Below are 10,333 nucleotides of genomic sequence, written 5' to 3'. Positions count from 1 at the left end.
ACCGCCTTTGCCATGGCGGCGCCGGCGAAGTTCGTTGGCGAGCAGCGGCGCGAGCTTGGCCTCCCACTCGCGCACAGCTTCGTAGCTGAATACGATGCCGCGGACGAGGAACATCTCGGCCAAGTCGCGCAGGGTCAGGCGGTGCCGCAGCCGCCACAGCACCACGAGGGCAATCACGTCCGAGGGGTACTGCGCGTGGTTGAGCACGGTGCCGGAGCGCTCGTTGTACTGCTTGCTGCAGGTCCGGCAGCGGAACCGGCGATAGCCCTGGGCGGTGCGCTCCGGCCACTCGCTCACCTCGGCCGAGCCGCAGGCCACACAGTCCATCTCCGCCCTCTATCCCCGTCGAGACCAGAGCCGAAGCCTACCAGCCCTACCCCGACCGGCCAAACGGGCCTATTGGCGCGAAGGCTGACAGAACCATCCCGAGCGCATCCGCACCATCGGAACCCGAGATTGGGCGTGTGTCAGTCTCAAGTAGGATTGGTATAAGATGCTCCCGCCGGGAGGCGCCTACCGGACAGCCATACAAGGGAGAGAGCCGCAAATGGCCATGCGCAACCTGCGTGCCGCCGTCCTCGCCTGCTGCATAGTGCTGCTGCCCGGGTCGCTGCTGGCCGAGGGTTCGCCTCCAGGTTCGACGGTCGAGTTGCGCGAGATGGCCACCGCCCTTCTCGGCGCCGTCTCCGCGACGCCCGAAAGCGTGGTCGGAACGCCCCTGGCCAGCCTTGGTCGCGCGCTGTTCTGGGACACGCGGCTCTCCGCCAATGGCGAGATCGCCTGCGCGAGTTGCCACTACCGCGAAGGCTGGAGTTCCGACACCCGCGCGAAGTCTACCGATGCACGCGGGCGCCAGACGGGACGGCAGTCGCAGCCTGTGTTCCACGCCATGGAGACGTCCGGACTGCGCTGGCTCGCCGACCGGCCCACCGGCGCCGCGCAGGCCGAGGGCTCCATCACCGGCTCGATGGGCTTTGCCCGATCCGCCGACATCCTCCCCGCGCTGCGCCAGCACGGCTACGAGCCGCTCTTCCGCACCGCCTTCCTCGACCAGCCCGATCCCGTCACTCCAGCGAACTACGGCTTGGCGCTGCAGGCCTACCAGGCCACGCTCCGCACCCCGGCACCCTTCGACCGCTGGCTCACTAGCGAGGAGGGCGCGATGGACGAGCGGCAGGTCCGTGGCCTACGCCGCTTCATCGAGGTGGGCTGCGCTGGCTGCCACAACGGCCCGCTGCTCGGCGGGCGGATGCTGCAGCGCTTCGGCATCGTGGAGGAGTACTGGCGCCAAACCGGCTCGACCGGCATCGACGCGGGCCTCGCCTCGGTGACGCGGAAGGAGGAGGACCGCTTCGTCTTCCGCGTGCCGATGCTGCGCAACGTCGCCAGAACGGCGCCCTATTTTCACGACGGCACGGTGGCCGATCTGCGCCAAGCGACGCGCATCATGGCGCGCGTGCAAGTTGGCCAGGAGCTCGACGAGGCGGCGCTGGACGAGCTGGTGGCCTTTCTGGAGGCGCTGACCGGCGAGATCCCGGCCCATTTCGCCCCGCCCCCCGGCGTGCCTTTCGCGCTTCCTCCGGGGATTGAACATGAGCAGAGACGCGGGAAGTAGCGGGCCTCTCCGGCGCGGAGCGACGGGCGCCGGATTCGACATGTGGTATCTCTACCGAAGCCGTCCGAGGGCCGCCGATACGAAACCACCTTGATGCCGTCCATGGTGGCGGGGCCGGTGACGCCCGGCGCCGCGGCGGCGTCCAGCGCCATCAGCGGCGCCTCGCCCCGCTCCACCGCATCCATGGCACGGAAGAGCAGCCGCCGGTTGGCGGCGATCGCCTTGTCGGAGGAGGCCAAGTGCTCCCGCGTGCGGTCCTGGATGCGGCCCTGGCTCTCCACCGCCCATTGGTCGTGGACGTTGATGTCCTCGCCCATGCCGGTATAGGTGCGGCGCCGCTGCTCCTCCGCATCGAAGCCGTAGCCGTTGTGGCGCCCGACCTTCGGGCGGTAGTCCGGCAGCTCGTAGAGGGCGAGGCGCTGCTCGCGCATGCGCGCCTTGTCCACCGGCGCGGCGAAGCTGGTGAAGATGGCGTACCAGTAGCAGCTTCCGTCATCCACGGGGACATGCCACTGGGTGATGGTCATCTCGGCGGAGAGCGGGATGGCGAAGGCCTGGGGGAAGACCAGGTTGGTCACCCGCACATGCGTATGCGCGTCGCTGAGCCGCCGCAGCGCGGTGATGCGCAGGCCGTGCGGCGCCGGCTCCACCTCGATCCGCGGCCGCGGGAATTCCCGCAGCACGCGCGTCATCGGCATGTCGCTGTCGGCCGAGGCGGCGCGGAACTGCTTGCCGTCAGTGTGGTGCACGGATCAGCGGTGTGGACGCACGTAGCCCTACCCGCATTCGGGGTTATGCGACGCGGACATACTTCGGACATCCGAGTTCAAGTATACGGTTCAGCACATTGGCAGCGATGGCGACCTCGGTGGCCTGACGCTCGTCTGTTTGCGATCGGAGCCCGTCACCGATGACGCGCTTCCAGCGCGAGATATCAGCCTCGATCAAGGCACGATCGTTGTAGCCCGAGGCTCGCTGCCAGCCCATGCGGCCGCGCTCGGCAATACACTGCAGATGTTGGTCGCGCTGTGTCGGTGCGGTCTCCGCGGTTTCGCTCGGCACCGCGTTCGCGCGGGGTGGGACGATCACGGCCGCGTCGGGGTGCTGTGTCGTGACCTCGGCGTAGACATCGTCCCGGTCGTACGCACCATCACCGCTGAAGGACGCGATCGGCTCCTCGATCTGCTCGAGCAAGGCGCCGACCTGCCCGCCGTCATCCACATCCTTGTCGGTCAGCAGCACCGCGACGATCCGGCCCGTGTCGACGCTCGTGGCGATGTGCAGCTTGCGCCAGCCACGACGCCGCTTGCTGCCGTGCTTCTCGATCAGCCACTCGCCGGCCCCCTGTGTCAGGGAAGTTGTCCGGCGCCTCGAGATGATCTCTCATTTTCAGAGGGGCGGGACGGAGGGATGAGTTGGCCTACTCGACGGAACGCCGCGCGGCGGTTTTGAGGAAGCTGGAGCCGCCGAACGCGGTGCCCGTGCGGCAACTGGCCAAGGAGGAGGGTATCTCCGCGGCAACCCTGCACACCTGGCGCCGCGAGGCTCGCAGTCAGGGACGGCTCCTGCCCGATGCCGATGCCGGCCCGGAGGGTTGGACGTCGCGCGACAAGTTCGCAGCTGTTCTCGAGACCGCCGCCCTGAACGAGGCCGATCTCGCCGCCTACTGCCGCCAGCGGGGGCTCTACCCCGAGCAGATCCAGGCCTGGCGGACCGCCTGCGAGCAGGCCAACGACTGGGAGCGCGCCAGCAGCCAGCGGCTGGGCCAGGCGACCAGGGGGGAGAAGAAGCGCGTCAAGGCGCTCGAGCGCGATCTGGCGCGAAAAGAGAAGGCGCTGGCCGAGGCAGCGGCGCTGCTGGTGCTGAGAAAAAACGCCGCGGCGATCTGGGGGGACGGCGAGGACGCATGATCAGCACCCCGGATCGCCAGAATGCCATCGCGCTGATCGACCAGGTTGCCGCGGCCGGCGCACGTCGCGCCCAGGCCTGTGCGGAACTCGGGCTCGACGAACGGACCTGTCGCCGCTGGCGGGCCAGGGACGGCGCACCCGAAGACCGTCGCCCGACGGCGCCTCGCCCAACACCAGGCAGCAAGCTGTCCGAGGCGGAACGCCGCGCCGTGCTGGATGCCTGCAACAGCGACGCCTTCAAGAGCCTGCCGCCGAGCCAGATCGTGCCCCGCCTCGCAGACCAGGGCCGCTACCTCGCCTCGGAAGCCAGCTTCTACCGCATCCTACGGGCCGAGGATCAGCAGCACCACCGTGGCCGGGCCAGGCCGCCAGCACGTCGCCAACCGCCGACTAGTCACCGCGCCCACGGTCCCTGCGAGGTGTGGAGCTGGGACATCACCTGGATGCCCGGTCCGATCCGGGGCGGGTTCTTCTATCTCTACCTCATCCTCGACATCTACAGCCGCAAGATCGTCGGCTGGGAGGTCCACACGCGCGAAGCCGCCGAGTTGGCCGCCGAGCTCGTGCGCAAGACGGTCTGGGCCGAGGGCTGCCTCACTCGCCCTCTCGTCCTGCACGCCGACAACGGCAGCCCGATGAAGGGCGCGACCATGAAGACCACCCTCGAGCGGCTCGGCGTCATCGCGTCCTACAGCCGGCCGCGGGTCAGCGATGACAACCCGTTCTCCGAAGCCCTGTTCAGAACCTGCAAATACAGGCCGGACTGGCCAGCATCGGGGTTCGCCAGCAGGGAGGACGCACAGCACTGGGTCGCCCGTTTCGTGGCCTGGTACAATCACGAACACCGTCACAGTGCGATCCGGTTCGTCACGCCAAGCGCCCGACATGCCGGCGAGGATCGCGCGCTCCTCGAGCGTCGGACCGAGCTCTACACTGAAGCTCGCGCCACCAACCCGGCGCGGTGGTCACGCCAGATCCGAAACTGGGCGCCGGTCGGCGACGTCTGCCTCAACCCCGAGCGCGACACCACCGACCACAAAATCAGAGACGCCGCCTGACGGGCACCGGACAACTTCGTTGACAAACACCGGGGGTCAGGCAGCGGCAGCCAAGGTCGGTTGGTTGTTGTTTGCTGGCGCGAACCGCTGCCCGAAGGCGGAACCGAGGGTGCCGTTGTACACAGCGCAGCGGACCTGCAGCAGGAGATCGGCACCCCGTCTGCTCCAACGCATCTGTTGGGATTTGTTCATTCGACGATTCACCAGGAAGTTGGCCGTCCCCTCAGTGATGGCCGTCCCAACCCGCAGGCCGGCACGGTGACGCTCGGCGTAGTTGACGGTCCAGTCGGCCTGGCTGACCAGATAGCGGTCCAGCGCCAACAGTGCGGTCCACAGCTTCCGCGAGGGTGCAATCGATCGGCGGCTGCCGGCCTCGCCCCGGAAATGGTGAATGACGGCCCGGATGCGCTCAATGCTGGCCTGGGCATCCTTGGCTTTGCCGTTCCACAGACGCCATCGCAGCCGGTCGGCTTCTGCGACGATCATCGCCTTTGCCTCCTGCCGCGCAGGCGTGTCGGCCGACAAGGCGCTGGTGGTTTGTTCAAGGTGCTGCAGCCGCATGGCGATGTGGAACCAGTCGAGGATCGGCGGCGCGGTGACGCCGGCGGCGGTCAGGGTTAGTCGCAGCCCAGCGCATCCATCGGTGAAGCCGGTCAATACCGTGGCCCTGGTTCGGCCCACGCTGTCGAGCGTTCGGCCGATCAGCGCCACGACGTCTGTCTCCGATCCGGCGACGGCGGCGAACACCTGCCGGCCGCCAGCATCGGTCTCGGCGTTGCCAAGCTTGACCTCCAGATGTCGCTGCCCCTCCTCGCAGCTGCGGATGTAGGTCGAGTCCACGCTGACGGAGATCGCCGCCGTTGGGTCCACAGGCGCAATCGCTGGGCGAAGCTGCAGCTGTTCACCGAGCGTCAGGGTATGGCGACGCAGGGTCTCATGATCTTTGCCAGCGTCGACCGGAAACATCTGCTCCAGCACGTCCGATGGGTCATCAGCGCCGAAAGGTGAGCCTGCAGTCGATCGAGCTCGGGCGTCGACCGGCTGTACGATGGCCAATCGACCCCGCTCTCGATACCGCCGCAGGCGACGCAGCGGAACCGCGGCAGCCGAACGGTCACCTCGCCGAACAGCGTTGCGAGCCGCCTCTGCCGGTAATCCTTCACATGGCAGGCGCCCCCGCAGGAGCGGCAGCTTGGCCGTCTCGCAGCGTGGTCCCTGGCTTGGGCGCCAACGGTCTCGAGCTGAATGGCGGCCAGCACCTGCTTTGCTTCGGCCAAGCTCAGGCCCAGATTGGCGATGTCACGCAGGTCACCCGGCTGCGCGATTTCCACCAGATCCGTGCTCTGGACATCACCACCAGCGCCCGTCTCTACGAACCGCACAATCCAGGCCACACGCGCTACCCCACAGAGAGCCTTCCACCGCAGGTTATAGTCTATCCATTCTCACCCCCAAACATGAGGCGGTCCCGGCTTTCGGGGGGCTGTCACCATCAGCGAACAACCTGGACCAGGCCAGGGCGTTGTTGCATAACCATGCCGAAGCAGGATCCGCTCAGCCAATACCGCGCCAAGCGCGACTTCGCCCGCACCGCCGAACCGCCCGGGACGGCGGTCCAGCGCCCAGCGCGGCGCGGCCAGCGCGCGCCAGCCCTGCGCTTCGTCGTCCAGAAGCACGCCGCGACCCGGCTGCACTTCGACTTCCGGCTCGAGCTGAACGGGGTGCTGAAGTCCTGGGCCGTCACGCGTGGTCCGTCACTCGATCCCGCCGACAAGCGCCTCGCCGTCGAGGTGGAGGACCACCCGCTGGAGTACCGCAGCTTCGAGGGCACGATCGACGCCGGCTACGGCGCCGGCACGGTCCTGCTCTGGGACGAGGGCACCTGGGAACCCGCGCCGGAGGTGGCGGACGCTGCCGCGGCGCTGGCCGCGGGGAACCTGAAGTTCGTGCTGCACGGCCAGCGGCTGCAGGGCGGCTGGGACCTGGTGCGCATGAAGCCGCGGCCGAAGGAGCGCCAGCCGCAGTGGCTGCTGATCAAGCGCCGGGACGCCGAGGCGCGCCCCGGCGAGGGTGGACGCCTGGTCGAGGAGGCCGCCACCTCGGTCGCCTCGGGCCGGACCATGGAGCAGATCGCCGCGGGCAAGCCCGCCAACGCACGGCCACGCGCCGCCGCCAAGCGGACCACCACCGCCATCCGCCGTGCATCATCCAAGTCGCCGCCCACCTCTCCATGGTCCGGCGCCTTCATCCCGCCCATGCTCTGCACCCTGGTCGAGCGTGTCCCCGAGGGCGAGAGCTGGCTGCACGAGATCAAGCTGGACGGCTACCGCCTGCAGGCCGTCATCATCGGCGGCCAGGCACGGCTGCTGACGCGCAACGAGCACGACTGGACCTCGCGCTTCCCGGAGACCGCCGCGGCTCTCGGCCGGCTGCCCGACGCCGTGCTCGATGGCGAACTCGTCGCGGCGGATGCCGAGGGCAATCCGGACTTTGCCGCCCTGCAGGCCGCCATGGAGCAAGGGCGGACCGGCGCCCCGCGCTACTACGCCTTCGACCTGCTGGCGCGCGGCGGCGAGGACCTGTGCAGCCAGTCGATCGAGGAGCGCAAGGCGGCGCTGCGCGCGCTGCTCCAGGGCGCGCCGGAGGCCATCCTCCTCGTCGAGGCGTTCCGCCATCCGGGCGACGCCCTGCTCCGCTCCGCCTGCCGGATCGGGCTGGAGGGCATCGTCTCCAAGCGCGCCGGCTCGCCCTACCGCCCAGGGGCGCGGGGCAGCGACTGGGTCAAGGCCAAGTGCCGCGACAATGACGAGTTCATCGTGGTCGGCCACGGCACCGGCACGAAGGGCCGCATGACCCTGCTGCTCGGTGCGCGGCGGGGCGACACGCTGGTCTATCTCGGTCGGGTCGGCTCCGGCATTGGCGCGCGGCAGGAACGCGACCTCGCCCGCCGCCTCGTGCCGCTCCGCCGCGCGACGCCCGCGGCGGCCAGGGTGCCGGCCGGGGAGCGACGGGCGACGACCTGGGTCGAGCCGCGGCTCGTCGCCGAGGTGGACTATGCCGGCTGGACCGCGGACGGCCTGCTGCGGCAGGCCAGCTTCAAGGGCCTGCGGGAGGACAAGCCCGCGGCGGAGGTCGGCGTGCCACGCCCGGGAGAGGCGGCGCTTGGCCCAGCGGGCCGGGTCCGATCGCGGTCGGCCTCTGCCGCCGCGGTCGCCGGGGTCACGCTGACCAACCCCGGCAAGCTGCTCTGGCCCGAGGACGGGATCAGCAAGCGCGACCTCGCCGCCTACTACGAGGCGGTGGGCGAGCGGCTCCTGGCCTATGTGGCGGATCGGCCGGTCTCCCTCGTCCGCACGCCCGACGGCATCGCCGGCCAGCGCTTCTTCCAGCGGCACCCTATGCGCGGGACATCGGCGCTGATCCATGCTGTCGCGCTGCCCGGCGGGACGCAGCCCTACCTTGCCGTGGACAGCGTCGCCGGCCTGGTCGCCTTGGCACAGATGGGCGTGACAGAGATCCACCCCTGGGGTGCCCGGGCGACGGATGTCGAGCATCCCGACCGCCTGGTCTTCGATCTCGATCCCGCGGAGGACGTGCCCTTCGCCCGGGTGGTCGAGGCGGCGCAGGAATTCCGGGAGAGGCTGGAGCGGCTGGGCCTCGCTGCCTTCTGCAAGACGACCGGCGGCAAGGGCCTGCATGTGGTGACCCCGCTCCGCCCCAAGGCGGGCTGGCCGGAGGCGAAGGCCTTCTGCCGGGCGCTGTGCGAGGTGATCGCCGCCGACGCCAGGGACCGCTTCACCACCGCGCTCAGCAAGCGGGCCCGGGTGGGGCGGATCTTCCTCGACTACCTGAGGAACGACCGCGGTGCGACCGCGGTCGCGGCCTGGTCGCCGCGTGCCCGGCCAGGCGCGACGGTGTCGATGCCTCTCGCCTGGCGCGAGGTGAATGCCAGGCTGGATCCGCGCGCCTTCACGCTGGCCGCGGCGCCTGGACTTCTTCGCCGGAAGGACCCCTGGGCGGAGTTCGACAGGGCCGCCGTGCCCCTCCCCAAGCTCCGTTAGGCTCTGCCGTGTCGGGGCCGATGATCGGCACGGCCGGCTGGGCCATCCCTGCCCAGCATGCCGATGCTTTCCCCAGCGATGGAAGTCATCTCCAGCGTTACAGCAGCGTCTTCCGGGCCGTCGAGATCAACAGCTCCTTCTACCGCCCGCATCGCCCCAACACCTACACGCGGTGGGCGGCGACCGTGCCCGCCGATTTCCGGTTCGCGGTGAAGATGCCGAAGGAGATCACCCATACGCGCCGGCTGGTCCAGGTGGAGGAGCCGCTCGCCAGGTTCCTCGGCGAGGTCACATCCCTTGGTCCGAAGCTTGGGCCGCTGCTGGTGCAGTTGCCGCCGAGCCTCGCCTTCGGCCCAGTTCACGCCGACTTCTTTCGCGCCCTGCGCGACCGCTTCGCGGGCGCCATCGCTTGCGAGCCGCGGCACCGGAGCTGGTTCACCGATGCGGTCGATCAGTTGCTGGCGGATCTGCGCATCGCGCGCGTCGCTGCCGACCCGGCCCTGGTGCCGCGGGCAGGCGAACCCGGCGGCTGGCTGGGGCTGTGCTACCACCGCCTGCACGGCTCGCCGCGCATGTACCACTCCGCCTACACGCGAGAGGTCCTCGACGCCCTGGCACGGCGGATCGCCGGGCATGACGGCGTGACCTGGTGCATCTTCGACAACACCGCCGAAGGTGCGGCCTCGCACGACGCGATGCGCCTTGCCGCTCTCCTGCCGCGGGTGGACGAGCAAGGACCTGCCTCACCGCACTGAACGGCCCTGCTGCAGCCCTCGCGCACGGCTTTGATACCGCATGCGCATCAAAACCAATTGCGCGCAGAGAACGGGCCGCTCTACGCTTCGTTTCACCTCGTGCCCGGTGTCGCCGCGAGCCCGCGCAGGGACACCGGCCGGCCTGCCGCCGCGACGGTGGCCGCCGCGATCCGCCCGCGGGCAGGAGGCCCACCCGCGTGCCGTCCGCTGTCGTCTCGAGCCTCGTTCCCGGCTCCCTGCCGGGCACGTTGCTGTCGCTCACCCTGCTCGCCGCGGCTCTCTGGCTCTGCGCTGTCGCGGCGGTCTGGAGCCGACAAGAGCAACTGATCTTCCGGCCCGATACCCGCCCGCTCGGTGAGGTGCCGCCGGCCCTTGCCGCGCTTCGCTTCCGCGAGGCCCGGCTGACCACCGGCGACGGCCTTGACCTGACGTTCTGGGCGGCCGCGCCGCTGCCCGGGAGGCCGGTGCTGCTGCTGTTCCACGGTAATGCCGGCAACGCGGCGGATCGCGCACCGGGACTGCCGCGAGATTGGGGGAACCAGCTGGAAGGGGTACTGTTAGGCCAGTGTTCCCGTTGAGGTAGAGGCAGCGTGACTTGGATCGTGAAGCTGGTGAGCGTCGGAGCTGCGGGCGAAGAACACAGCACCGAGGTCATGCAGATCACCAAGCCTGACGACCTCACCGATCTGGCCAGCCTGGGCCTGACCCTGGCCGAGGGCAAGCAGCTCCTGGCAGGCGTGCAGCGGGAGATCGTCGCCGCGCAGGCCCGGGTCCATGCCGTGCGCCGTCCGGCGTGCCGCGGCTGTGGTGATGGGTGCCGGGTCAAAGACTACCGCCAGCACGCGATGGCCACACTGTTCGGTCAGGTCATGGTTCAGTTGCCCGCCTTCGCTGCGCAGGATGTGGCGCGACCGAGGTGGGCGTGGAATGGCCG

Annotated in this window: 8 protein-coding genes and 3 pseudogenes; 6 read left to right on the top strand and 5 right to left on the bottom strand. The window is 69.6% G+C overall.

What is annotated here, in order from left to right; genetic code table 11:
• Positions 1–327 (bottom strand): annotated as a pseudogene (locus tag Q7A36_RS35905) (hypothetical protein); the annotation flags it as partial.
• 220 nt (positions 328–547) lie between these two features.
• Between Q7A36_RS35905 and Q7A36_RS35900 the strand changes: the two are divergent.
• Entirely contained in the window at positions 548–1,615 is a 1,068-nt protein-coding gene (locus Q7A36_RS35900; protein ID WP_305108598.1) for a cytochrome-c peroxidase, read from the top strand.
• A gap of 149 nt (positions 1,616–1,764) precedes the next feature.
• Here Q7A36_RS35900 and Q7A36_RS35895 read toward each other — a convergent pair.
• Both Q7A36_RS35895 and Q7A36_RS35890 read right to left on the bottom strand, forming a co-directional pair.
• Positions 1,765–2,307, bottom strand: a pseudogene (locus tag Q7A36_RS35895) (aromatic ring-hydroxylating dioxygenase subunit alpha); the annotation flags it as partial.
• Positions 2,308–2,407: 100 nt separating this feature from the next.
• Positions 2,408–2,968, bottom strand: a complete 561-nt coding sequence (locus Q7A36_RS35890) for an IS5 family transposase (RefSeq protein WP_305108600.1) — start codon at positions 2,966–2,968, stop codon at positions 2,408–2,410.
• Positions 2,969–3,030: 62 nt separating this feature from the next.
• On the opposite strand from Q7A36_RS35890, the gene Q7A36_RS35885 reads away from it, so the two are divergent.
• A protein-coding gene (locus tag Q7A36_RS35885) for an IS3 family transposase (protein WP_305108597.1) occupies positions 3,031–4,583 on the top strand; the annotation gives its coding sequence in 2 pieces (ribosomal slippage) (positions 3,031–3,490 and positions 3,490–4,583; 1,554 coding nt in all).
• A gap of 36 nt (positions 4,584–4,619) precedes the next feature.
• Here the strand turns inward: Q7A36_RS35885 and Q7A36_RS35880 are convergent.
• Positions 4,620–5,561 carry a hypothetical protein gene (locus Q7A36_RS35880; RefSeq protein WP_305108596.1) on the bottom strand — a complete coding sequence of 314 codons (942 nt, stop codon included), beginning with the start codon at positions 5,559–5,561 and terminating at the stop codon, positions 4,620–4,622.
• A complete protein-coding gene (locus tag Q7A36_RS35875) occupies positions 5,495–5,977 on the bottom strand; it encodes a hypothetical protein (protein ID WP_305108595.1) in 483 nt (160 codons plus the stop codon). Before Q7A36_RS35875 ends, Q7A36_RS35880 begins: the two co-directional genes overlap by 67 nt.
• A gap of 141 nt (positions 5,978–6,118) precedes the next feature.
• Here Q7A36_RS35875 and ligD point away from each other — a divergent pair, with 141 nt between their 5' ends.
• The 4 genes and pseudogenes from ligD to Q7A36_RS35855 form a co-directional block, all read left to right on the top strand.
• A complete protein-coding gene (gene ligD, locus Q7A36_RS35870; protein ID WP_305108594.1) occupies positions 6,119–8,644 on the top strand; it encodes a DNA ligase D in 2,526 nt (841 codons plus the stop codon).
• Positions 8,645–8,664: 20 nt separating this feature from the next.
• On the top strand, positions 8,665–9,399 hold the full coding sequence (locus Q7A36_RS35865; protein WP_305108599.1) for a DUF72 domain-containing protein: 735 nt from the start codon (positions 8,665–8,667) through the stop codon (positions 9,397–9,399).
• 197 nt (positions 9,400–9,596) lie between these two features.
• A complete protein-coding gene (locus Q7A36_RS35860) occupies positions 9,597–9,977 on the top strand; it encodes a hypothetical protein (RefSeq protein ID WP_305108593.1) in 381 nt (126 codons plus the stop codon).
• 12 nt (positions 9,978–9,989) lie between these two features.
• Positions 9,990–10,333 (top strand): annotated as a pseudogene (locus Q7A36_RS35855) (hypothetical protein); the annotation flags it as partial.

Origin of the sequence: Paracraurococcus lichenis, from assembly GCF_030657435.1 — a bacterium.
GTDB classification, from domain to species: domain Bacteria; phylum Pseudomonadota; class Alphaproteobacteria; order Acetobacterales; family Acetobacteraceae; genus Paracraurococcus; species Paracraurococcus lichenis.
The sequence above is the reverse complement of the archived record's forward strand: the minus strand, read 5'-3'. Positions and strand labels throughout refer to the sequence as shown.